Source organism: Pseudomonas asturiensis (genome assembly GCF_900143095.1).
Taxonomy (GTDB): domain Bacteria; phylum Pseudomonadota; class Gammaproteobacteria; order Pseudomonadales; family Pseudomonadaceae; genus Aquipseudomonas; species Aquipseudomonas asturiensis.
Genome location: NZ_FRDA01000006.1, coordinates 42,113 through 64,242 on the forward strand (window position 1 = coordinate 42,113; position 22,130 = coordinate 64,242).

Sequence of the window (22,130 nt, forward strand, 5' to 3'; positions counted from 1 at the left end):
GGAGGGCCTATGAGCTATGTGATTGACCGACGTCTCAACGGCAAGAACAAGAGCACGGTAAACCGGCAACGGTTTCTGCGGCGTTATCGCGACCACATCAAGAAGGCTGTGGAAGAAGCGGTCAGCCGACGCTCCATTACCGATATGGAGCATGGCGAACAGATCAGTATCCCCGGTCGGGACATCGACGAACCAGTGCTACACCACGGGCGTGGTGGCAAACAGACGGTCGTTCACCCCGGCAACAAGGAGTTCACCACCGGCGAGCACATCGCCCGGCCGCAAGGCGGTGGCGGCGGCAAAGGGCCTGGCAAGGCGGGCAACTCCGGCGAAGGCATGGATGAGTTCGTGTTCCAGATCACCCAGGAAGAGTTTCTCGAGTTCATGTTCGAGGACCTTGAGCTGCCTAATCTGGTCAAGCGTAACCTGACCGGTACGGACACCTTCAAAACAGTGCGTGCCGGGATCAGCAACGAAGGCAACCCTTCACGCATCAATATCATTCGCACGCTGCGCTCAGCACACGCACGGCGCATCGCCCTGTCCGGCAGCAGCCGCGCAAAACTCAAGGAAGCCACAAGCGAACTTGAGCGCATGAAGCGCGAAGAACCAGACAATTTCGGCGACATTCAAGAGCTTGAGGTGGAAATCGAACGTCTCAAGGCGCGTATCCGTCGCGTGCCCTATCTGGACACCTTCGACCTCAAATACAACCTGTTGGTCAAGCAGCCCAACCCCAGTTCCAAAGCCGTGATGTTCTGCCTGATGGACGTTTCAGGTTCCATGACGCAGGCCACCAAGGACATCGCCAAACGCTTCTTCATCCTGCTGTACCTGTTTCTGAAGCGTAACTACGACAAGATCGAAGTCGTGTTCATTCGTCACCACACCAGTGCCCGCGAAGTGGACGAAGAAGAGTTTTTCTATTCACGGGAAACCGGCGGCACCATCGTGTCCAGCGCCTTGAAACTGATGCAGGAAATCATGGCCGAGCGCTACCCGAGCAACGAGTGGAACATCTACGCGGCCCAGGCTTCCGACGGGGACAACTGGAACGATGATTCGCCGATATGCCGCGACATCCTCACCAAACAGATCATGCCGTTCGTGCAGTACTACACCTACGTGGAAATCACGCCGCGCGAACATCAGGCACTTTGGTACGAATATGAACGCATCGGCGAGGAATATGCCGACACGTTCGCCCAGCAGCAGCTTGTCTCTGCCGGTGATATCTATCCGGTATTCCGCGAACTCTTCCAGCGAAGGTTAGTGTCATGACCGCCAGAGAGCAGAAACGCCAACCCATCTCCACGGGGTCAGAGTGGACGTTCGAACTGATCCAGACCTACGATCGGGAAATCAGCCGCATCGCTGATCGTTACGCGCTGGACACTTATCCCAACCAGATCGAAGTGATTACCGCTGAACAGATGATGGACGCCTACGCGTCGGTGGGCATGCCGCTGGGCTATCACCATTGGTCCTACGGCAAACACTTCCTCAGCACCGAAAAATCCTACTCGCGAGGCCAGATGGGTCTGGCCTACGAGATCGTGATCAACTCGGACCCGTGCATCGCCTACCTGATGGAAGAAAACACCATCTGCATGCAGGCACTGGTCGTCGCTCACGCCTGCTATGGACACAACAGCTTCTTCAAGGGCAACTACCTGTTCCGCACCTGGACCGATGCCAGCTCGATCATCGATTACCTGGTGTTCGCCAAGCAGTACATCATGCAATGCGAGGAACGCCACGGCATCGATGCGGTGGAAGACCTGCTCGACTCCTGCCACGCCCTGATGAACTACGGCGTGGATCGCTACAAACGCCCTTATCCGATCTCCGCCGAGGAAGAGCGACGCCGGCAGAAGGACCGCGAAGAACACCTGCAACGCCAGATCAACGACCTGTGGCGCACCATCCCGAAAAGCGCGAAAGAAGGCGGCAAGGAAGACAACGCGCGCTTCCCGGCTGAACCCCAGGAAAACATCCTGTACTTCATCGAGAAACACGCGCCGCTGCTCGAACCCTGGCAGCGCGAAGTGGTGCGCATCGTGCGCAAGATTGCGCAGTACTTCTACCCCCAACGCCAGACTCAGGTGATGAACGAGGGCTGGGCAACATTCTGGCATTACACGTTGATGAATGACCTGTACGACGAAGGCTTGGTCACCGACGGCTTCATGATGGAGTTTCTGCAGTCGCACACCAGCGTCATCTACCAGCCCGGCTTCGACAGCCCTTACTACAGCGGCATCAATCCGTACACGCTGGGTTTTGCCATGTATCAGGACATTCGGCGGATGTGCGAACACCCCACCGATGAAGACCGTCAGTGGTTCCCGGAAATTGCCGGCACGGACTGGCTCACGGCGATCAAGTTCGCCATGAGCAGCTTCAAGGATGAGAGCTTCATCCTTCAGTACCTCTCACCCAAGGTCATTCGCGACCTCAAGTTGTTCAGCATCATGGATGACGACCAGAAGGACGACCTGCTGGTGCCCGCCATCCACGACGAGAACGGCTACCGGACCATTCGCGAAATCCTTGCCGCGCAGTACAACCTGGGCAACCGCGAGCCCAACATCCAGATCTACAGCATTGACCGTCGCGGAGACCGCTCGCTGACCCTGCGCCACCAGCAGCACAATCGCAAGCCGCTGGGTGACTCCACGGACGAGGTACTCAAGCACCTGCATCGCCTGTGGGGCTTCGATATCCATCTGGAAACCCTGCTGGGTGATCAGATCGTAAAAACCCATCATGTGCCACCGAGAGGCGAGCACGCCGACAGTGAATATCCCCGGCTTGATATGGCGGTCGTTCACCTCTAGGGACTAGACGCCTGCACTCTTGAGCGGGTAATCGTTCGGTTTTAGCCTCCGCAGGCACGACAAGGTTTATCCTGTCGCGCTTACGGAGGTTTTTTATGCAGATTTATAAAGTGGGCGGCGCTGTACGTGATCGCCTTCTGGGTCAGCCAGTCACCGACATTGACTGGGTGGTGGTCGGTGCTTCGACCGAAGAAATGCTGATCAAGGGCTACCGCCCGGTCGGCACAGACTTCCCTGTGTTTCTTCATCCGCTGACGGGCGAGGAATATGCCCTGGCGCGTACTGAGCGTAAAAGCGGCGTGGGGTATGGCGGCTTCGTATTTCATGCAAGCCCAGACGTCACGCTGGAACAGGACCTGATCCGTCGCGACCTGACGATAAACGCGATGGCCGAAGACAAGGACGGCAACCTGACCGATCCGTACCACGGCCAGCAGGATCTTGAAGCACGCATCTTGCGCCACGTTTCCCCCGCATTTGCCGAAGATCCGCTCCGGGTGCTGCGCGTTGCCCGCTTCGCGGCGCGTTATGCACCGCAAGGATTCAGCATTGCTCCCGAGACCCTGGACCTGATGCGCCAGCTCAGTGAATCGGGTGAACTCCAGGCGTTGACGCCCGAGCGCAGCTGGAAGGAGATTTCCCGCGCACTCATGGAAAAACAGCCACAGGTGTTCATCAAGGTGCTGCATGAGTGCGGCGCGCTCAAAGACCTGATGCCTGAAGTCGAAGCGCTTTTCGGCGTGCCCCAACCCGAAGCGCATCACCCGGAAATCGATACCGGCGTGCATGTATTGAGCGTGCTGGAACAAGCCGCCCGCCATGAACATTCGCTGAGCGTACGCTGGGCGTGCCTGCTGCATGACCTGGGCAAAGGACTGACGCCGGAATCGGAATGGCCCAGGCACATTGCCCATGAACACACCGGCCTGCGCCTGATCAAGATCGTCAACGAGCGCTTCCGCGTGCCGAGGGAATGCCAGGAACTGGCGCTACTGGTCGGCCAGTACCATACCCACGGACACCGGGCACTGGAGCTGAAACCCTCGACCGTGCTGGAACTGCTGCAAAGCTTCGACGTATACCGCAGACCACAACGTTTCGAAGAATTCATCGCGGCGTGCGAAATGGATGCGCGGGGCCGTCAGGGCTTTGAACAACGCAATTATCCACAGGCGGACTACCTGCGCGGTGCTGCGCAGGCGGCGCGATCGGTGTCAGTACAGCCGCTGCTTGAAAAAGGTTTGCAGGGCAAGGATCTGGGCGACGCCCTGAAAAACGAGCGACTGGATGCGCTGAAGATCTACAAGGCGGAGTATGGCGGATAAGTGATTTGATCCTACGCTACGCGCATGAGCATCACGGCTGCATGCACCCAGGCCTGGAAGATGCACAAAACGGGGTCAAAAACGAAAGTGTCTGACTGAATGCGTACCCGTGGGAGGTGGCTTGCCGGCGATGGCATCAGTTCAGCCACCGATGTGTCGCTTCAGAAAAAGCATCGCCGGCAAGCCGCCTCCCACAGTCCGTTGCTTGCAGAAACACTTGCGTATAACGCTGAGTGCTTCGCGTGTACACGCAGCCCGCAACGCTGCGCGTGTCCATGCTCAGCACTCATCGCTCTACACAATTCTGGAAGACGCGAAAAACGGGGGGGGGGGCAAAAGCGAAAGTATCTGACTGAATGCGTACCCGTGGGAGGCGGCTTGCCGGCGATCGCGGCCGTTCAATCACCGATGTGTCGCTTCAAAAAAAGCATCGCCGGCAAGCCGCCTCCCACAGTCCTTTGGTCGCAGCAAAACGTGTGTATGACGCCTGGAAAACGCGCAAAGCGGGGCCAGAACGAAAGTGTCTGACTGCATGCATACCCCGTGGGAGGCGGCTTGCCGGCGATGGCGTCCGTTCAGTCACTGATGCATGGGGCACGATCATTGTGAAATCAGCCCTTGAGCAACCCCGCAGGCGTGAGTGCCTGCCCTCGCCACTCGAACGCCACAGGCCAGAGCTGCTGGTCGATCTGCGCCTCGGCCCACAGTGTGCTGAACGGCACGCCGACACCCGGATGCGAACGATCCGGGGCGATCAGCGACAGCGGCCATAACACGAAGGCGTTTTTGAGGATTTCTGCACGGGGCAGTATCAGCCCGTCAAAATTGCCGACCTGCTCGCCATACAGCAACACGTCGATGTCCAGCGGCAGGCCCTTGCGATCCGGGGCATAGCGGCCATTGTCGGCCTCGATGAATTTCAAGCGGCGATCCAGTTCCAGCAACGGCAGGTCGGTCAGCGCCGAGACCACCAGATTGAAGAACGGGCCGCTCTTGATGCCCACCGGGTGGCTCTCGAACACGGGCGAGCAGCTCAGGTCGCTCAGAAAACCATCGAGCGCATCCAGCCCGGCATGCAGGTGCGTTTCGCGCTCGATGTTACTGCCGAGCCCGAGAAAAATCCGCGTCAGCGACATCCGCGCTCGATCTCCACGCCCACACCGGCAGCGGCAGGAACCGCACCGGGCTTGGTCAGCCTCAGGTGCAACCAGGGAATAGTGAACTCCGCCATCAGCACCTCGGCCAGACGTTCTGCGAACGTCTCGACCAACTGGAACCGGGCCTGTTCGGCAAAGGCCTGAATGCGGGCCGAAACACTGGCGTAGTCGAGCGCTTTGCTCAGGTCATCGCCCGCCGCAGCAGGTCGGTTGTCCCACGCAAAACTCAGGTCCAGACGCAGGCACTGACGAATGCCGCGCTCCCAGTCATAGGCGCCGATCACGGTATCGACCTCAAGACCCTGGATGAAAACTCTGTCCAAGCACTACTCTCCACTGCACGACAAGGGCGCGATGCGCCGTTAGAATCAGGGCATCCTCGCCCGGAATGGTTAGCATGTTTTGGTTACTGGCGACTTTCGCCTACCTGCTTGGCTCACTGTCCTTCGCTATCCTGCTCAGCCGCCTGAGCGGCAACCCCGACCCGCGTGACAGCGGCTCAGGCAATGCAGGCGCGACCAACATGTTGCGCCTGGCAGGCAAAAAACTGGCCATCCTCACGCTGCTGGGCGACCTCTGCAAAGGCCTTGCCCCGGTACTGATCGCCAACGCTCTGGGCCTCGATCCCTTCCAGCAAGGCTGGATCGGGGTCTGTGCAGTGCTGGGCCATCTGTTCCCGCTGTACTTTCGCTTCCGGGGCGGCAAGGGTGTTGCCACCGCCGCTGGCGTGCTGCTGGGCCTGTACCTGCCAGCGGCCCTGCTGGCCATTGCCGTCTGGCTGCTGACATTCCGTCTGACCCGCACCAGCTCGCTCGCTGCCTTGATAGCCACGCCCCTCACCCTGCCACTGCTGGCCTGGCAAGAACCGAGGGCGCTGCTGCCCATGAGCGTGCTGACCCTGCTGATCGTCTGGCGCCATCGCGGCAATCTACGCGACCTGCTCGCCGGGCGCGAACGGCATTTCTGAATGCCCGGATGAAACCGGCTCACTCGACATGCCATCGCACCTGACATACACGCCTCAGAGGCCCGACAGTTGCTCCATTGGCCAGCGCGCCTGCACGCTGATGCTCAAATCTTCCTTCTGGCCTGCCTGCAAACGCTGGCAGCCGGCATACGCGATCATCGCGCCGTTGTCGGTGCAGAATTCGGGACGCGCGTAGAACACCTGCCCGCGCAACTCACCCAGCATGCTCTCCAGCGACTGCCGCAATGCCTTGTTGGCACTGACGCCACCGGCGATGACCAGACTCTTGAGCCCGGTCTGCTTGAGCGCGCGCTTGCACTTGATGGTCAAAGTCTCCACTACCGCCTGCTGGAAGGCCAGAGCGATGTCGCAACGGGTTTGCTCACTGTCGTCCCCGGCACTCTGGCATTGCTGCCAGGTATTGAGCGCAGAGGTTTTCAGGCCGCTGAAGCTGAACATCAGCCCCGGACGATCGGTCATCGGCCGCGGGAAGACGAACCGCCCTGCCACGCCCTGCGTCGCCAGGCGGGAAATCTCGGGACCACCCGGATATTGCAGCCCCATCATCTTGGCCGTTTTGTCGAACGCCTCGCCTGCCGCATCATCAAGCGTCTCGCCCAGCAATTCGTATTGGCCGATGCCATCGACGCGAACCAGCTGCGTATGGCCGCCGGATACCAACAAAGCGACGAACGGGAACTGCGGCGGGTTTTGCTCAAGCATCGGGGCCAGCAGATGGCCTTCCATGTGATGAACACCGAGCGCCGGAATATCCCAGGCGAACGCCAAGGCCTGAGCGCAGGACGCGCCGACCAGCAAAGCACCCACGAGGCCCGGCCCCGCGGTGTAAGCAATGGCGTCGATGTCCGTCGCCACGCAGTCGGCTTCGGCCAGCGTCTGGCGAATCAGGGGCAGCATGCGCTTGACGTGATCGCGCGAAGCCAGCTCCGGCACCACACCGCCATAGGCGCGGTGCAGGTCGATCTGGCTGAATAATGCGTCGGCCAGCAAACCGCGTTCGCTGTCGTAAAGTGCGACGCCGGTTTCATCGCAGGACGTTTCTAATCCCAGTACTAGCATGGGTTTGCGCCTTGTAGGGGGCAGATTTGAAGGCGCGCATAATAGTCGCCGACCGAGGCGCCGACCAGCGGTTTTCGATCAGAGGCTTTGCATTCCTCTCAATGAGGGGTTAACATCCGCAACCCTTAAAAACCGACGTACTTTTGTGCAGTGTTTGCACGAAGCGTTGACCCCGGTAATGAATGAAGGTAGCTCTGGATGCCAGCCGTCAAAGTTAAAGAGAACGAACCCTTCGACGTAGCTCTGCGTCGTTTCAAGCGCTCCTGCGAAAAAGCCGGTGTTCTGGCTGAAGTTCGTAGCCGCGAATTTTACGAGAAGCCGACTTCTGAGCGTAAGCGTAAGGCAGCAGCTGCTGTCAAACGTCACGCCAAGAAAGTTCAGCGCGAACAGCGCCGCGCCGTTCGTCTGTATTAATACAGACTAGCGTCGCAAGCTTCTGCCTTGCCCGACCTTACAGTCGGGCTGTCGGCAGTTGCAGTGATCGCATCACGCTAGATTGACCGAGCAGTCCAGGCCGCACATGCGACCCAGACTTCAGTCAAGCACGTCCAGCCTGCTTATAGGTGACATTGATCACGTCCACTCGGACAGCAAATCGATCAATGGACAAGACGAGTATGCCTTGATGACTTCGCAAGAAGCTCAGCCAAGGCAGCGTCTCGTGTGCCACTCGCTCATGCCCCAGGCATGCAGTGAGTATGTGCCTATTTCCTTTCCATGCCCAAGCGCCGACCTTCGGATGCGAAGACGTGCCCGTTTGTTGCACTGCCTTTCAAAATGGCGGCTGACAGGCTGACGCAACGCTCGTAGAGTCACCCGATACTTTCGTAATACGCTTGATATGAGAACGCCATGGCCGGGCTGATTCCCCAGAGCTTCATCGACGACCTTCTGAACCGCACCGATATTGTCGACGTGGTCAGCTCGCGCGTGCAGCTCAAGAAAACCGGCAAGAACTACAGCGCCTGCTGCCCGTTCCATAAAGAGAAGACCCCCTCTTTCAGCGTCAGCCCGGACAAACAGTTCTATTACTGCTTTGGCTGCGGCGCAGGCGGCAACGCGCTTGGCTTCATCATGGACCACGACAACCTGGACTTCCCCCAGGCCGTCGAGGACCTTGCCAAGGCCGCGGGCATGGAAGTGCCGCGCGAGCAAAGCGTAAAAGGCCAGAAGCCACGTCAGCCGACGGACTCGCCGCTTTACCCGTTGCTGACCGCCGCTGCCGAGTTCTATCGCCAGGCCCTGAAGAACCACCCGACGCGCAAATCCGCAGTGGACTACCTCAAGGGCCGCGGCCTGTCAGGCGAAATCGCACGGGACTTCGGCCTGGGCTTTGCGCCACCGGGCTGGGACAACCTCTACAAACACCTGAGCAGCGACTCATTGCAGCAAAAGGTGATGATCGACGCCGGTCTGCTGATCGAGAACGCCGAAACCGGAAAGCGCTACGACCGTTTCCGTGACCGGGTGATGTTTCCGATTCGCGACTCACGCGGCCGCGTCATCGCCTTCGGCGGGCGGGTGCTGGGCGACGACAAGCCCAAGTACCTGAACTCGCCGGAAACACCTGTATTCCATAAGGGCCAAGAGCTGTACGGCCTGTTCGAGGCACGCAAATACAATCGCAACCTCGACGAGATCATCGTCGTCGAAGGCTACATGGACGTGATCGCACTGGCCCAGCAAGGCCTGCGCAACGCCGTGGCCACGCTGGGTACGGCGACCAGCGAAGAGCATTTGAAGCGCCTGTTCAGGGTCGTGCCCAACGTGCTGTTCTGCTTCGACGGCGACCAGGCTGGCCGCAATGCCGCCTGGCGAGCCCTTGAAGCGACTCTCTCGAACCTGCAGGACGGACGGCGTGCGCGCTTTCTGTTTCTGCCCGAGGGAGAAGACCCCGACACTCTGGTGCGCTCCGAAGGCACCGACGCGTTCAAGGCGCGCATCAACCAGCACGCTCAACCGCTGGCGGATTATTTTTTCGAACAGCTGACCAAAGAGGCTGATCCTCGCTCGCTGGAGGGAAAGGCGCACATGGCCACCCTCGCCGCTCCCCTGATCGACAAGGTGCCCGGCGCTAATCTCAAGACCTTGATGCGTCAGCGCCTGACCGAAATCACCGGCCTGACAGGCGAAGCGGTCAGCCAACTGGTGCAGAGCGCACCGGCGCAGGCGGCGCCCGGCTACGATCCGTACGTCGATTACGACGCCATGCCTGACTTTGCCGATTACCAGCCACAAGGCGGTTATGAAGCACAGCAGGAATGGACGCCAAAGAAAACCGGCGGTCCGAATCAGAAAAAATGGGAAAAGAAACCTTGGGATAAAAAAGGCAAGCGACCGGACTTCGAGCCACGCACCCCACGGGTGCCAACAGCCGTCGAGCCGCCGATGCAGGCCGCCCTGAGGACATTACTGCACCACCCGGAACTGGCCGAAAAGGTCGAAAATGCCAGCCATTTTGCGGCAGAAGACCAGTCTCAAGCTCAATTGCTGGTCTCGCTCATTGAAGCCAGGCAAAAGAATCCCAACCTTCGGTCGTTACAGTTGATAGCGCGATGGCATGGTACCGAACAGGGCCGTTTGCTGCGCGCACTGGCCGAAAAGGAATGGTTGATTGAGGCCGACAACCTTGAACAACAGTTTTTCGACACTATAACTAGCTTATCCGCTCGCCAACGCGAGCGCAGCCTGGAACATCTGATCACTAAAGCACGTCAAACCGAACTGAGTGCAGAAGAGAAAATTCAGCTTCGTGACCTGCTAAATCGCAATGTTCCTGCACAAACCCCGACCTCAACTGGCGCGTGAGGTCATAGCTCGGGTATAATCCTCGGCTTGTTTTTTGCCCGCCAAGACCTTCAGTGGATAGGGTGTTATGTCCGGAAAAGCGCAACAGCAGTCTCGTATCAAAGAGTTGATCACCCTGGGTCGTGAGCAGAAGTATCTGACTTACGCAGAGGTCAACGACCACCTGCCCGAGGATATTTCAGATCCTGAGCAGGTGGAAGACATCATCCGCATGATCAACGACATGGGGATCCCGGTACACGAGAGTGCTCCGGATGCGGACGCCCTGATGCTGGCCGACGCCGATACCGATGAGGCAGCCGCAGAAGAAGCGGCCGCAGCATTGGCAGCGGTCGAAACCGACATCGGTCGTACCACCGATCCCGTTCGCATGTACATGCGTGAGATGGGCACCGTTGAACTTCTGACCCGTGAAGGCGAGATCGAAATCGCCAAACGTATCGAAGAAGGCATCCGTGAAGTGATGGGCGCAATCGCGCACTTCCCTGGCACGGTTGACCATATTCTTTCCGAATACACACGTGTCACGAGTGAAGGCGGCCGCCTGTCCGACGTTCTCAGCGGCTATATCGACCCGGATGACGGCATCGCGCCGCCTGCCGAAGTCCCTCCTCCCATCGACCCTAAAGCCGTCAAGGCCGAAGGCTCTGACGATGACGAAGAGGAAACGGCTGACTCGAGCGAAGATGAAGACGAAGTCGAAAGCGGTCCGGATCCTGTCATCGCACAACAGCGCTTCGGTGCCGTGTCCGATCAGATGGAGATCACCCGCAAGGCGCTCAAGAAGTACGGTCGCGAAGACAAGCACGCCATTGCCGAGCTGGTCGCCCTTGCCGAACTGTTCATGCCCATCAAGCTGGTTCCAAAACAGTTTGAAGGTCTTGTAGAGCGCGTACGCGGTGCCCTTGATCGTCTGCGTGCTCAGGAACGCGCCATCATGCAGCTGTGCGTACGTGATGCACGTATGCCGCGCGCCGACTTCCTTCGCCAGTTCCCCGGCAACGAAGTCGACGAAAGCTGGACCGACGCGCTGGCCAAAGGCAAGAGCAAATATGCCGAAGCCATTGGTCGCCTGCAGCCCGACATCCAGCGTTGCCAGCAGAAGCTGTCTGCGCTCGAAGAAGAGACAGGCCTGAAGATCGTCGAGATCAAGGACATCAACCGTCGCATGTCGATCGGTGAGGCCAAGGCCCGCCGCGCGAAGAAAGAGATGGTTGAAGCGAACCTGCGTCTGGTGATCTCCATCGCCAAGAAGTACACCAACCGTGGCCTGCAATTCCTCGACCTGATCCAGGAAGGCAACATCGGCTTGATGAAGGCGGTAGACAAGTTCGAATACCGTCGTGGTTACAAGTTCTCGACGTATGCCACGTGGTGGATCCGTCAGGCGATCACTCGCTCGATTGCCGACCAGGCACGCACCATCCGTATTCCGGTGCACATGATCGAGACGATCAACAAGCTCAACCGCATTTCCCGCCAGATGTTGCAGGAAATGGGTCGCGAACCGACCCCGGAAGAGCTGGGTGAACGCATGGAAATGCCTGAGGACAAGATCCGCAAGGTATTGAAGATCGCCAAAGAGCCGATCTCCATGGAAACCCCGATCGGTGACGACGAAGATTCCCATCTGGGCGACTTCATCGAAGACTCGACCATGCAATCGCCAATCGACGTTGCAACGGTTGAAAGCCTGAAAGAAGCAACACGCGAAGTGCTGTCGGGCCTCACGGCTCGTGAAGCCAAGGTTCTGCGCATGCGTTTCGGCATCGACATGAACACCGACCACACGCTGGAAGAGGTCGGCAAACAGTTCGACGTCACCCGCGAGCGGATTCGTCAGATCGAAGCCAAGGCACTGCGCAAACTGCGTCACCCGACCCGAAGCGAACACCTGCGTTCGTTCCTCGACGAGTAAGACGCAACACGCGATGCGATCAAACAAAACCCCCGGCCCTGTGCCGGGGGTTTTGCGTTTCAGGCCTGCTCGCCACGTCCAGCGCCCTCCCCGGCCTGCGCTCAAAGCTGATCGTCAGGCGAGCCCGTCGATGATCGTCCGGAAGGCAAACTTCAAGAATTTGACCTACAACTATGTGTCACCTCAGGCAAAAAGCCTGCTGGCTACCCTTTGGCCTATCGGTTGTTGCCAAGGTTTTGTATTGCAGCATCGCGCATCTGAAATCGCGCCGATGTTGAAACCTTATGCACGCAACACACCAGCAGCGGTAACGGCCACAGCCTTGCCCCACTCGTCCACGACGAGGGATCGAGTGCCGAGCCCCCGCGTTATCGGAAGCCAGACCAAGCACGGACGTGAGCACTTATGCGTGGATTAATGACCGACATCAGTGACAGCAAGCAAACCGAAGAAGCGCTTCGTCTATCCGAAGACAGGTTCGCCTCAGTCTTCGCCCACTGCCCCGACATCATGGTCATCGCCAGCCTCATCGATGGCCAGATACTGGAGGCCAATAGCGCCTTCATCGAGCAATCAGGTTTCACCGCCGAAGAAGCCATTGGCAAGACCCCCACCCAGATCAACGTCTGGGGCGTTCCCGGTATCGGCCCCGGCCTTCTTGAGCAGCTGCAGAAGGGCAACATTCGCAATCTGGAAATACCGTTTCGGCGCAAGGACGGGCAAACCTTCTCCGGACTCATCTCCGCCCAACCTTTCGAACTGGGCTCAACGCCCGCCGTCCTGGTGGTGGTCCGGGACATCACCCCGCTCAAACAGGCGCAACAACAATTGCAGCTCTCCGAGGAGAAGTTTGCCAAAGCCTTTCACGCCTCTCCAGACGGGCTGACCATCAGCCGCATACGCGACGGGATCATTCTGGAGATCAACGAGGGCTTTTCCCGCATCACTGGCTACACCGAAAAGCAGTGCATTGAGCGCTCCACGTTCGATCTGGGTATCTGGGCCGACCCGAATGAACGCAAGGCGATTCTGGCCCACCTTCAGCAGCACGGCTCCGTACACGACTTCCGCGCCAGGATTCGTAGCGCTGACGGCAGCATCCTGCTCTGCGAGCTCTCGTCACACCCGGTGCTGATTGAGGGCGAAGACTGCCTGCTAACCATTTCTCGCGACATCACTGAGCGTCAACAGATGCAGGAAAAACTGCACCTGGCCGCCACCGTTTTCGAAAGCACGGCCGAAGGCGTACTGATCACCGACACCCGCCAGCGCATTAACGCCGTCAACCGCGCCTTCAGTGAGATCACCGGATACAGCGAGGCCGAAGCCATTGGCCACACCCCTCGCCTGCTCGCCTCCGGTCGACACGACAGCGCCTTCTACGCAGCGATGTGGCATCAACTGACAGCAGAGGGCCACTGGCAAGGCGAGATCTACAATCGCCGAAAGAACGGCGACATCTACCCCAACTGGCTGACGATCAGCGCCGTGCGCAATAAGGACCACGCCATCACTCACTTCGTCTCCGTTTTCGCCGATATCTCCAGCCTGAAACAAGCTCAGGCCCGCCTGGACTACCAGGCGCACCACGACCCCCTCACCGGCCTGCCCAACCGCACCCTGTTCGAGAGTCGCCTGCAGACCGCGCTGCTGCACAGTGAAGAGTCCGGCAGCCTGGGCGCGGTGTTGTTTCTGGACCTGGACCGCTTCAAACACATCAACGACAGCCTCGGGCACCCCGTCGGCGACCTGCTGCTCAAAGGCATTGCCGTGCGCCTCAAGGAACACCTGCGCGACATCGACACCGTCGCACGGCTGGGCGGCGATGAATTCATCGTCCTGCTGCCCGGCCTGCTGCAACCCAGCGACGCCGTCTCCATCGCCAACAAGCTGCTGGGCTGCTTCAGCGCGCCCTTTCAGGCGGGAGAACACGAATTCTTCATCAGTTCCAGCATTGGCTGCAGCCTGTTCCCCATCGACGGCACAGACGTCGCGACGCTGGTCAAAAATGCCGACGCCGCGATGTACCGCTCCAAGGCCAAAGGGCGCAACCGCGTCGAAAGCTACACCCGCGACCTGACCGTTCAGGCGAGCGAACGCATCGCCCTTGAACAGGAACTCCGACGCGCACTGGAGCGCAACGAACTGAGCCTGTCGTTCCAGCCCAAAACCAGCCTGCTGACCAACACCCTGGTCGGCGCCGAAGCCTTGATTCGCTGGAACCACCCGACCTTCGGCGAAGTACCACCTGAACACTTCATCCCGCTGGCCGAAGAAAACGGCATGATCCTGCAGATCGGCGACTGGGTCATCGAACAGGCCTGCCGTCAGATGCACCACTGGCGCAAAACCCACAAACCGTTCGGCCCGCTGTCCGTCAACCTCGCCGGCGCACAACTGCGCCAACCGGACCTCGTCGAACGCATCGAACACCTGCTGAGCGACCACGGCCTGGAGCCCGGCAGCCTGCAACTGGAAATCACCGAAAACTTCATCATGAGCCAGACCCAGGAAGCCCTGGCCGTGCTGCATAAACTCAAGAAACTCGGCGTGCAACTGGCCATCGACGACTTCGGCACCGGCTACTCATCACTGAGCTACCTCAAACGCCTGCCGCTCGACATCCTCAAGATCGACCAGTCCTTCGTCCGCGGCCTGCCCGAAGACACCCACGACGCCGCCATCGTCCGCGCCATCATCGCCCTGGGCCGCAGCATGCAACTGACCGTCATCGCCGAAGGCGTGGAGAACAGCGAACAACAGCAATTCCTGGCCGCAGAAGGCTGCGAACAGATGCAAGGCTACATCGTCAGCCTGCCGCTGCCGCCCGAGGAATTCTGCGCGAGGTTTCTTCTTATCGACGTTTAGGACTTTTCGGATAGCACAGCCGCGAAACCGCCGTTATAATCCGCGTCCTGCTGAGGGCCCATAGCTCAGTTGGTTAGAGCAGAGGACTCATAATCCTTTGGTCCACGGTTCGAGTCCGTGTGGGCCCACCACCTTTGAAAGCCGCGCATTGCGGGGCTTTTGTGTTTCTGGCGGAACCCTCACAGATACAGTCTCATGACGATTTAGGTACAGGATCGGTCAGCCAGCAGCCTTAGCCGCCCCCTTCTCATGGCGACTCTCGTCAACCCCGTCACGACGCCTGAAAAGCACTTATTCGTAAAACCACACGCAGTCTCTCAAAGCTCCCCAGTCAAAAACTGCGCCCTGCCATGACCAAAGCTCCAGTCTGCATCCGTGTTGGTGACGATGGACACCATGAGGTCATTGGCGTCGATCCCGCAGTCTTCTTGCAGCGCCTGGGCGAGCAACTGATAAAACCTGACCTTGGATTCTTCAGTCCTGGGGCGGCTGGTCACGCTAATCATCACAACCTTGTCCGTGCGGGGAATACCAAGCCCCGTGTCTTCGACAATCATTCGGCTTGGACGGTGTTCGTTGACGATCTGATAGCGATCACCTTCAGGCACCTGAAATGCTTCAACCACGGCGCGGTGTACAGCATCGAGCAGGATTTTCACCTGGTCATCGGAACGGCCTTCAATGAGGTCAATGTTGATCAATGGCATGATTGAAATCTCGTAATGGAAAGCGCCGTGGCGCAGGACAGGGATCACAAGATAAAGCGTCAAACTGTTCACGACCAGATAAGATAATTGAACTCATTGTTTGCGTATGAGAACAATCGGATCATGAAAAAGTCGGAAATTGAAGGGTTATGGACGCACATCCATTGGCTGTCTGTTCTGGAGGAACAAGGGACCTACACAGCGGCGGCAGCACGATTAGGCGTTAGCAAGTCTGCAGTGAGCCAACGAATCAGTGAGCTTGAAGAGGCGACGGGGCTGCGCCTGGTTCTGAGAACAACACGAAGTGTTCGATTGACTGACGCAGGCAGCTCACTGGTGAGAGAGGTGCGCGGTGCTTATGCCCATATTGCCAAGAGCTTCTTGGATGTCAGGGACTCTGCAGGCGCTGTGCGTGGGCTTCTGAGGTTAACTGCACCTGTTGCCTTCGCCCGGCAACAATTGGTGCCACGCTTGGCAGGCTTTCTCGAAAAATACCCTGAGGTCTGCCTGCAACTGGACGTTTCCGACAGCATTAGCTCCATTGCCACCGATGGGTACGACCTGGCTGTTCGTCATGGTTACCAGGTGCCGGACACGCACGTTGCGTGGAAGCTCTGTGAAACACGGTCTGTACTCGTAGCCACCCGTGAGTATCTGGATCACTGTGGCGAACCTGAAACACCGGGTGATCTCACACAACACAACTGCCTGTATTATCCACGGGGCTCCGATACGCCAGCCTGGACTTTCGAGTGCTCGTCGAAAGGGAGTGAGTTGCGTGAGCGGTTGACCGTCCCGATTAAAGGAACATTCGCGACCAACAACAGTGAAGCGCTTCGTGAAGCTGCTCAGGCTCACTTGGGTATTGCGCTGCTTCCCGACTTCAGCGCCCAGGCAGCGTTAGCGCAAGGTTCGCTGGTTCAAGTACTTGATCACTGGCAACTCAAGGGAGCGTTCTCCGACGAAATCAACCTGATCCGGCCTTACTCGCCGCAAATTCCCAAGGCAGTCACGGCTCTGGTGGCGTATCTCAAAGACCAGTTTTCACAAGGCTTCTGACGAAGATGTGGATCATTGTCCTGGAGGGCATTTGGCCCGGAAGGGACTTTCTGACACTCACACAGCCACCCTTACACTGAAGTATCACAGCTCTGCTGCGATTCTCACCGGGGCTGCCTGAATGCATTGACCCCATGAAGGGGTCGAGAGTGCACGCAGTAGATGCCGCAGTAGCAAGATGATGTGGCAGTAAAAGTAGCAGTCGTGGTCAAGGCCCCATCAGCACCAAGGCCTTGACCATTGAAGTGTTTTTTGCCCACCCTAACCTCCGGACCTGTTATCGCAGCTAACGCATTCTTCGACAAAATGAGTCGGTAACGGCTTTAGTCCGCGCGTGCCACCACCTTTGAGCGCCTCACATTGCGCGGCTTTTCGCGTTTATGGGTGGCTCACCACACCTAAAATCCTTGAGCACACACAGACGCCGGACAGCGCCATGAGCCGTCCTTTACCATCCAATTGACAGATTCCCGCTGGTTCATTGTAATGGCCGACGTTTACGGATAATGCAAGGGACCTGCCATGACCAAGACGTCATCTTCGGGCCGGGGCGATCTGCTCCGCGCGCTGATTTTCATCCCGCTGGGCCTTTGCCTGCTCTTCCTCACCGCTTGGCTGGTTGAAGACCGACTGAGCTTTCTCGCCCAAGCGCAACGTGCTGAAGGGCATGTCAGTGCCCTGAACGCGGGCGGCAGCCATCCCCAGATTGACTTCATCGACGCCGCCACAGGCCAGGCAATCAGCTACCCTGAGAGCGGATTTATATTCGGCTACGCAGTCGGCGACGCAGTGAAGGTGCTCTACCGCACCGAAGCCCCCTCCCGCACCGCGATCATTAAAGACAATGGCGCGCTATGGGGCGCGAGCCTGCTGGCGGGCATGTTCGCACTCGTGTTCACCGCAGGAGGCGGCTACCACATGGCCGCATGGATCCGCCGGCGCCAGATGACGCGGCCTCTATAACGATATTTACCTGCGTATTCCATTACCCGTCACTGCGAACAAGCCCGTTCAATAGGCCTGACTCAGGCCCTGAAAACGAACGTGGTTCACCCGAAGGTTTTCATAAACGGCTCAGCGCATCGCCCGATTGCAGCGAATACATCCGGCGCCTGTTCGCTCAGTTCAACTGAACGCGCCAAGACTTGCTCCAGTGCTTGCAGTTGCTCCGAGATCACCTCTTCTGGGCGCACCACATCACAGGTCTGGGCGAAATCCAGTAGGCCTTGCCGCGAAGCAAATAGTGACTTGTTGCCAACCAGATCCAGCGCCAGGACGTCCTCGGGGATGTAGGCCGTGGTGTTGACGATGTCGTAGGCAGGAGCAAGCCGTGCATCGCGCTGGATGGGGTCGGAGTACAACAGGCCAAAGTTTTTCAGGTGAGCGTCACCGTTCCCGACTATGCAACTCAGGGTCACAATGGCAAATAGCTGGGCCAATGAGTCTTGCACCTGATCAGGGGCACAAAACAGACGGATTGCTTTAGCGATGGCAGAGTAGCTCTTGCTGTATTTCTGCTCAGCAGGCAGCCCCATCAGTGCCGTCATGTCCTCGAAGCCTATGGGGTTGAGTTGGTCATCCCGGTCGAAGCGTCGCATGATGAACAGCTTGGAGTTATCGGACAGGTAGAACTCCGGTACCGCAATGCCTGCTTCCTTTGCCACAGACATACAAATGAATTCGTTGATCGCCAAACCCGGAAACTCATCCCGGCCACTCTTGATGATCAGGTCGGAGGTCTTCGACGTAAAACGCGACGGCGCTTGCTCTTGTCGCTCTGGAACCAGCACCTTGGGTTGCACGCCCGAGATGCCGGCACGCAGGATGTAACGATCCACCAAACCCGCAAAGATGTCCTCGGTACCGTCCCACGCGAGAATCTCGTCAAGACGCTCTCCTGGGAACTGCTGTCGTTGCAATAGTGCATCGACCTCCGGCGAACGGACCGTTACTCGACCGATAGGTGAGCTGCTGCCAGACAGCGCCAACAGCAACATCGGATCGACGGTTGCGATCTTGGCCAAACGGTTACGTAGCTGCTCCAGGACGTAACCTTCCGGTAGATTCATCTGGAAAATTGGATGCAGCTCACGATGGCGGTACTCATCCAGACGCAGAGGCATAAGCAGGCTGATCGCGGCTTGAGCCTTGGCGTCATGGTGATAACGAAACAGGTAATCACCTGCGCTGCTCAGGATTCTTCCACTCTCGCCTTCTGGCGTTGCGACCATCAGCGCGGTCATCATCAGTCAAACACTCCCTGAATTTCATCCAGCGTGGGCATGGCGGCGGGTATGACCGAGAGTTCACAATCCAGAGCTCCGAGCACCCGCGCATAGGCCGTCATGCCTACCGAGAGATCACCTTTCTCTATGGCGATGATCTTTTGCCGCGTGACGGCTGCCAAAGCGGCGAGCCTGGCTTGCGTCAGCCCTCGATTGAGGCGGCGCTGTCGAATCTGCTGGCCGAGGCGCGTTGTGATCAGGATATAGTCCATGTTCCGTATACATAACAAATCAGATGAAATGTAACGTATACCTAACCTCTGAAAAAATCAAAGCCAACATGAGAGTGGGTTGTTTGAGCCGCTATGCCGGCCAGCGGATGTGCTGAACGTCTATCCGGCGCAACGTGAAACCTCACTGATCCGTGATACCGCCAGCCCCACGTAACCACGCTCATTTCCGAGGTCTGAACGCATCCTCACGCAGTCCATTCAATCATCTCTGTTGCGCTACAGATGCTCATGAACCAGCCGGCAGCGGTGGCCGGTGAGAGACGCTATCTCGTTGACCAGGCGCTCGTCGATGGGCCAATTCCAGAAGCCGAAGGCGAGGTTGCCAAAGCCCCATTCACAGCTCATGAACTTCCATTCCACGATGCTGCAACGTTCGCGGCAGGTCGGGCATTGCAGGCGGTCGTCAGGTTCTGCTGAAACCCATGCTTGCACAGCGTCACTCCAAGGCACGTCATCGGGACTGTGCGTGGCGTTACAGCTGGGGCATTCAAAGGCTTGTATGCCGTTATCGCCCGTATGAAATACGCGTCGTTCGATGATGATTTGCACACCGCCCTGCGAGAGCAGATCCTCCACCGGGCAAGCGTCCCAGTTCGCCGCCCTCAGGCCGCGACCGAGCAAATCCGGCCCTGCCCACGAGGGTGCTTGTGGTGCTGACAGGGACACTATCTGTTGTGCAATAAGCCAGTCCCTGACCTGCTGGGCCAAAGGTTTTGCCGCTTCCAGCGAGGCATCCAGAACGACGATCCAATCGACATTGGCTCCCATGGCAGCTCCTCAGGTATCGGTACATTGAATGTCTCGGCCTTGCATGACGCCAGCGTCACACTTTCGCACCGTCGGTTGGCCATTGCTCAGGATCAAAAGCTTCGTGAGCAAGCTCACTCCCACGGTTTGTTGCGTTGTGTGCGGCACGCGGCCTTGGCGTTGCTTTTATCATCACTGCCCTGCCACGTCCTGCAGCCTGACCAACTCCCCACTTTGAAGCGTCCTCTCCTGCACACTCAACGCTCGCTCATGTGCGGCTAACCTGCCTGTATTGTCTCCTTGCAGTTGACAGACAAACCTTTTTCAAGCGCTTTTTCAACTTACAGATGGACATTAATCTAGCCACATGTTGAAACGACAGCCACTCACCACTTCGAAAAAGGATTCCATCATGACCAACGCCACTTACAACCGCCTGAACAAAGACGACGCCGTCGTTCTGCTGGTCGATCACCAGACAGGTCTGATTTCGCTGGTACAGGACTTCACCCCGAACGAATTCAAAAACAACGTTTTGGCGTTGGCCGACGTGGCGAAGTTCTTTGAGCTGCCGACCATTCTGACCACCAGCTTCGAACAAGGTCCGAATGGCCCGCTGGTGCCGGAACTCAAGGAGATGTTCCCGGACGCGCCTTACATTGCTCGCCCTGGCCAGATCAACGCCTGGGACAACGAAGACTTCGTCAAGGCGATCAAGGCCACCGGTCGCAAACAGTTGATCATTGCCGGTGTGGTCACAGACGTTTGTGTCGCCTTCCCGACCTTGTCGGCCCTGGCGGAAGGGTTTGATGTGTTCGTGGTGACTGACTCGTCCGGCACGTTCAACACGGCTGTGCAGCAGGCCGCCTGGAACCGTATGACCCAGGCAGGCGCGCAGATGATGAACTGGTTCTCGGTGGCGTGTGAGTTGCAACGTGACTGGCGCAACGACATCGAAGGCCTGGGCAATCTGCTGTCCCAGCGTATTCCGAACTACCGCAACCTGATGAACAGCTACGCGGCCTTGACTGCACGCTGACAGGTCGTCACAGGAGGGCATTTTGCCCTCCTGCATGTACCTCTATATCAAGTCCCACCATCAGTTCAGCATCCCCCTCAACCTGACCACCTCCCGCGCTTGAATCAACCTCTCCTCTGCACTCAATGCCTGCTCGCAATACTCACGACTCAGGAAAAGTATCACGTCGTTCCCATCCGGCTCTGCGGCATACCCAGGGTGATCCGCAACCTGCGCAAACAATCTCTTGGTGACTGGCGCGATATGGAAATGCAGATTGAATCCTGCCGAGAAACCCAGTTTGTAGACGATCACTTTCCAAGGTTCATATCCCCGCATCAGAAGCTGTTCTGTGCTGCGCAAAACACCTCCCAGCTCGGCCAGCGCTGCCTCGTTCAGGTCGCCCAGATCAGAGGCGGGCGCAACAGACGCAACCATCAGATAGCCGCTGTATCGCGCATCACGCCGATGGCTGATACGCCAGTGCGCGGTCTCAAAGATGTCCCACTCGGTCATACGCCCCTCCTCTGGCTCTTTATCTGCAAATGACTCAAAACGGAGAATATGACACCGCACCTCAGGCATGCGAAATTGCGGGCACTTCGTTATTCATCGCATCAGCAGGAACAGCTCTCAATGGACCTGAAATTCAGCCACATCGACGTCCTCGTCAGCAACCTCGAAGAAGCCTGCGCTTATTACGCGCACATCCTGCAAGCCAGAATCTCCAGAACCCTGATCTGGGAACGAGGCGGTCTGCATGTGCGTTATGCCATCGCGATGATCGGCACTGAACGCTTCATGCTGGTCCAGCCGCTGGCGGGAAATCTGAAGGCGCTGCTGGATGCATCAGGTGAGGGAATGATTTATCGGCATTGTTACTCGACACCGGACATCGAGAAGGCTTACGACCAATTGATCGCGGCCGGTGTGCAGCCCGAAGACGAGAACGGCCAGCCGCTGGCCCGCTCGAACCTGCAGTCGCCATCCGGAGGACGGATCATCTGGCTGCCCAAGCGCTTCGGGCATTTCTCTGTGGAGATTCTGGAAGAGAAAACGCTGGAGGCGTTTATCGAGGAGGCGTTTACGGAGTAGCCAATAACATACCCGCGCCCTGA

The 22,130-nt window shown here is 58.2% G+C and carries 20 protein-coding genes and 1 tRNA gene; 13 read left to right on the forward strand and 8 right to left on the reverse strand.

Going from position 1 to position 22,130, the window contains the following annotated elements:
• The first annotated feature begins 9 nt into the window (after nucleotides 1-9).
• The 3 genes from BUB69_RS12465 to BUB69_RS12475 all read left to right on the forward strand — a co-directional run bounded on the left by BUB69_RS12465 (nucleotide 10) and on the right by BUB69_RS12475 (nucleotide 4,165).
• Nucleotides 10-1,281: a YeaH/YhbH family protein gene (locus tag BUB69_RS12465; RefSeq protein ID WP_073166906.1), complete on the forward strand. Its 1,272-nt coding sequence runs from the start codon at nucleotides 10-12 to the stop codon at nucleotides 1,279-1,281.
• Nucleotides 1,278-2,840 (forward strand): SpoVR family protein, encoded by a 1,563-nt coding sequence (locus tag BUB69_RS12470; RefSeq protein ID WP_073166908.1) that lies wholly within the window; start codon nucleotides 1,278-1,280, stop codon nucleotides 2,838-2,840. The genes BUB69_RS12465 and BUB69_RS12470 overlap by 4 nt, the downstream gene beginning before the upstream one ends.
• Before the next feature lie 95 nt (nucleotides 2,841-2,935).
• Nucleotides 2,936-4,165, forward strand: coding sequence for a multifunctional CCA addition/repair protein (locus BUB69_RS12475; RefSeq protein WP_073166911.1), 1,230 nt, complete (start codon nucleotides 2,936-2,938; stop codon nucleotides 4,163-4,165).
• Between the two features lie 611 nt (nucleotides 4,166-4,776).
• Here the strand turns inward: BUB69_RS12475 and folK are convergent.
• Nucleotides 4,777-5,301 (reverse strand): 2-amino-4-hydroxy-6-hydroxymethyldihydropteridine diphosphokinase, encoded by a 525-nt coding sequence (gene folK, locus BUB69_RS12480; protein ID WP_073166914.1) that lies wholly within the window; start codon nucleotides 5,299-5,301, stop codon nucleotides 4,777-4,779.
• Nucleotides 5,292-5,645 (reverse strand): dihydroneopterin aldolase, encoded by a 354-nt coding sequence (folB, locus tag BUB69_RS12485; RefSeq protein WP_073166916.1) that lies wholly within the window; start codon nucleotides 5,643-5,645, stop codon nucleotides 5,292-5,294. Before folB ends, folK begins: the two co-directional genes overlap by 10 nt.
• Nucleotides 5,646-5,719: 74 nt before the next feature.
• Between folB and plsY the strand changes: the two genes are divergently transcribed.
• Complete coding sequence (gene plsY / locus BUB69_RS12490; RefSeq protein ID WP_175561722.1) at nucleotides 5,720-6,289, forward strand: glycerol-3-phosphate 1-O-acyltransferase PlsY; 570 nt, start codon at nucleotides 5,720-5,722, stop codon at nucleotides 6,287-6,289.
• Nucleotides 6,290-6,343: 54 nt separating this feature from the next.
• On the opposite strand, the gene tsaD is transcribed toward plsY, so the two are convergent.
• A complete protein-coding gene (gene tsaD, locus BUB69_RS12495) occupies nucleotides 6,344-7,369 on the reverse strand; it encodes a tRNA (adenosine(37)-N6)-threonylcarbamoyltransferase complex transferase subunit TsaD (RefSeq protein WP_024688254.1) in 1,026 nt (341 codons plus the stop codon).
• A 198-nt stretch (nucleotides 7,370-7,567) separates the two neighbouring features.
• On the opposite strand from tsaD, the gene rpsU reads away from it, so the two are divergent.
• The 5 genes from rpsU to BUB69_RS12520 all read left to right on the forward strand — a co-directional run bounded on the left by rpsU (nucleotide 7,568) and on the right by BUB69_RS12520 (nucleotide 15,094).
• Nucleotides 7,568-7,783, forward strand: coding sequence for a 30S ribosomal protein S21 (rpsU, locus tag BUB69_RS12500; protein WP_002551877.1), 216 nt, complete (start codon nucleotides 7,568-7,570; stop codon nucleotides 7,781-7,783).
• 438 nt (nucleotides 7,784-8,221) lie between these two features.
• Nucleotides 8,222-10,177 (forward strand): DNA primase, encoded by a 1,956-nt coding sequence (gene dnaG / locus BUB69_RS12505; RefSeq protein ID WP_073166922.1) that lies wholly within the window; start codon nucleotides 8,222-8,224, stop codon nucleotides 10,175-10,177.
• Between the two features lie 67 nt (nucleotides 10,178-10,244).
• Nucleotides 10,245-12,095 (forward strand): RNA polymerase sigma factor RpoD, encoded by a 1,851-nt coding sequence (rpoD, locus tag BUB69_RS12510; RefSeq protein WP_073166925.1) that lies wholly within the window; start codon nucleotides 10,245-10,247, stop codon nucleotides 12,093-12,095.
• A 417-nt stretch (nucleotides 12,096-12,512) separates the two neighbouring features.
• Nucleotides 12,513-14,963 (forward strand): bifunctional diguanylate cyclase/phosphodiesterase, encoded by a 2,451-nt coding sequence (locus BUB69_RS12515; RefSeq protein WP_163032104.1) that lies wholly within the window; start codon nucleotides 12,513-12,515, stop codon nucleotides 14,961-14,963.
• A gap of 54 nt (nucleotides 14,964-15,017) precedes the next feature.
• Nucleotides 15,018-15,094: transfer RNA gene (locus tag BUB69_RS12520), tRNA-Ile, on the forward strand.
• A gap of 186 nt (nucleotides 15,095-15,280) precedes the next feature.
• Here the strand turns inward: BUB69_RS12520 and BUB69_RS12525 are convergent.
• Nucleotides 15,281-15,742: a tautomerase family protein gene (locus tag BUB69_RS12525; protein ID WP_245825280.1), complete on the reverse strand. Its 462-nt coding sequence runs from the start codon at nucleotides 15,740-15,742 to the stop codon at nucleotides 15,281-15,283.
• A gap of 51 nt (nucleotides 15,743-15,793) precedes the next feature.
• Between BUB69_RS12525 and BUB69_RS12530 the strand changes: the two genes are divergently transcribed.
• Together BUB69_RS12530 and BUB69_RS12535 are read left to right on the forward strand one after the other, a co-directional pair.
• On the forward strand, nucleotides 15,794-16,729 hold the full coding sequence (locus BUB69_RS12530; protein WP_073167641.1) for a LysR family transcriptional regulator: 936 nt from the start codon (nucleotides 15,794-15,796) through the stop codon (nucleotides 16,727-16,729).
• Between the two features lie 522 nt (nucleotides 16,730-17,251).
• A complete protein-coding gene (locus BUB69_RS12535) occupies nucleotides 17,252-17,692 on the forward strand; it encodes a DUF3592 domain-containing protein (protein ID WP_073166933.1) in 441 nt (146 codons plus the stop codon).
• 86 nt (nucleotides 17,693-17,778) lie between these two features.
• Here the strand turns inward: BUB69_RS12535 and BUB69_RS12540 are convergent, their stop codons facing one another.
• The 3 genes from BUB69_RS12540 to BUB69_RS12550 all read right to left on the reverse strand — a co-directional run bounded on the left by BUB69_RS12540 (nucleotide 17,779) and on the right by BUB69_RS12550 (nucleotide 20,015).
• Entirely contained in the window at nucleotides 17,779-18,975 is a 1,197-nt protein-coding gene (locus BUB69_RS12540) for a type II toxin-antitoxin system HipA family toxin (protein WP_073166937.1), read from the reverse strand.
• Nucleotides 18,975-19,226: a helix-turn-helix transcriptional regulator gene (locus BUB69_RS12545; RefSeq protein WP_024688248.1), complete on the reverse strand. Its 252-nt coding sequence runs from the start codon at nucleotides 19,224-19,226 to the stop codon at nucleotides 18,975-18,977. The genes BUB69_RS12540 and BUB69_RS12545 overlap by 1 nt, the downstream gene beginning before the upstream one ends.
• Nucleotides 19,227-19,463: 237 nt before the next feature.
• Nucleotides 19,464-20,015, reverse strand: coding sequence for a hypothetical protein (locus BUB69_RS12550; RefSeq protein WP_073166940.1), 552 nt, complete (start codon nucleotides 20,013-20,015; stop codon nucleotides 19,464-19,466).
• A gap of 391 nt (nucleotides 20,016-20,406) precedes the next feature.
• Here BUB69_RS12550 and ycaC point away from each other — a divergent pair, with 391 nt between their 5' ends.
• Nucleotides 20,407-21,033, forward strand: a complete 627-nt coding sequence (ycaC, locus tag BUB69_RS12555; protein ID WP_069142817.1) for an isochorismate family cysteine hydrolase YcaC — start codon at nucleotides 20,407-20,409, stop codon at nucleotides 21,031-21,033.
• 60 nt (nucleotides 21,034-21,093) lie between these two features.
• Here the strand turns inward: ycaC and BUB69_RS12560 are convergent, their stop codons facing one another.
• Nucleotides 21,094-21,528 (reverse strand): HIT family protein, encoded by a 435-nt coding sequence (locus BUB69_RS12560; RefSeq protein WP_073166944.1) that lies wholly within the window; start codon nucleotides 21,526-21,528, stop codon nucleotides 21,094-21,096.
• Nucleotides 21,529-21,648: 120 nt separating this feature from the next.
• On the opposite strand from BUB69_RS12560, the gene BUB69_RS12565 reads away from it, so the two are divergent.
• The gene (locus tag BUB69_RS12565) at nucleotides 21,649-22,107 is read left to right on the forward strand and encodes a VOC family protein (RefSeq protein WP_073166948.1); all 459 of its coding nucleotides are present in this window, start codon (nucleotides 21,649-21,651) and stop codon (nucleotides 22,105-22,107) included.
• Nucleotides 22,108-22,130 lie beyond the last annotated feature (23 nt).

Excerpts from the sequence above, each read along its gene's own strand:
- BUB69_RS12465 (WP_073166906.1), top strand. The coding sequence starts at position 10 with ATGAGCTATGTGATTGACCGACGTCTCAACGGCAAGAACAAGAGCACG.
- BUB69_RS12470 (WP_073166908.1), top strand. The coding sequence starts at position 1,278 with ATGACCGCCAGAGAGCAGAAACGCCAACCCATCTCCACGGGGTCAGAG.
- BUB69_RS12475 (WP_073166911.1), top strand. The coding sequence starts at position 2,936 with ATGCAGATTTATAAAGTGGGCGGCGCTGTACGTGATCGCCTTCTGGGT.
- folK (WP_073166914.1), bottom strand. The coding sequence starts at position 5,301 with ATGTCGCTGACGCGGATTTTTCTCGGGCTCGGCAGTAACATCGAGCGC.
- plsY (WP_175561722.1), top strand. The coding sequence starts at position 5,720 with ATGTTTTGGTTACTGGCGACTTTCGCCTACCTGCTTGGCTCACTGTCC.
- tsaD (WP_024688254.1), bottom strand. The coding sequence starts at position 7,369 with ATGCTAGTACTGGGATTAGAAACGTCCTGCGATGAAACCGGCGTCGCA.
- rpsU (WP_002551877.1), top strand. The coding sequence starts at position 7,568 with ATGCCAGCCGTCAAAGTTAAAGAGAACGAACCCTTCGACGTAGCTCTG.
- dnaG (WP_073166922.1), top strand. The coding sequence starts at position 8,222 with ATGGCCGGGCTGATTCCCCAGAGCTTCATCGACGACCTTCTGAACCGC.
- rpoD (WP_073166925.1), top strand. The coding sequence starts at position 10,245 with ATGTCCGGAAAAGCGCAACAGCAGTCTCGTATCAAAGAGTTGATCACC.
- BUB69_RS12515 (WP_163032104.1), top strand. The coding sequence starts at position 12,513 with ATGACCGACATCAGTGACAGCAAGCAAACCGAAGAAGCGCTTCGTCTA.
- BUB69_RS12530 (WP_073167641.1), top strand. The coding sequence starts at position 15,794 with ATGAAAAAGTCGGAAATTGAAGGGTTATGGACGCACATCCATTGGCTG.
- BUB69_RS12535 (WP_073166933.1), top strand. The coding sequence starts at position 17,252 with ATGACCAAGACGTCATCTTCGGGCCGGGGCGATCTGCTCCGCGCGCTG.
- BUB69_RS12540 (WP_073166937.1), bottom strand. The coding sequence starts at position 18,975 with ATGATGACCGCGCTGATGGTCGCAACGCCAGAAGGCGAGAGTGGAAGA.
- BUB69_RS12545 (WP_024688248.1), bottom strand. The coding sequence starts at position 19,226 with ATGGACTATATCCTGATCACAACGCGCCTCGGCCAGCAGATTCGACAG.
- BUB69_RS12550 (WP_073166940.1), bottom strand. The coding sequence starts at position 20,015 with ATGGGAGCCAATGTCGATTGGATCGTCGTTCTGGATGCCTCGCTGGAA.
- ycaC (WP_069142817.1), top strand. The coding sequence starts at position 20,407 with ATGACCAACGCCACTTACAACCGCCTGAACAAAGACGACGCCGTCGTT.
- BUB69_RS12560 (WP_073166944.1), bottom strand. The coding sequence starts at position 21,528 with ATGACCGAGTGGGACATCTTTGAGACCGCGCACTGGCGTATCAGCCAT.
- BUB69_RS12565 (WP_073166948.1), top strand. The coding sequence starts at position 21,649 with ATGGACCTGAAATTCAGCCACATCGACGTCCTCGTCAGCAACCTCGAA.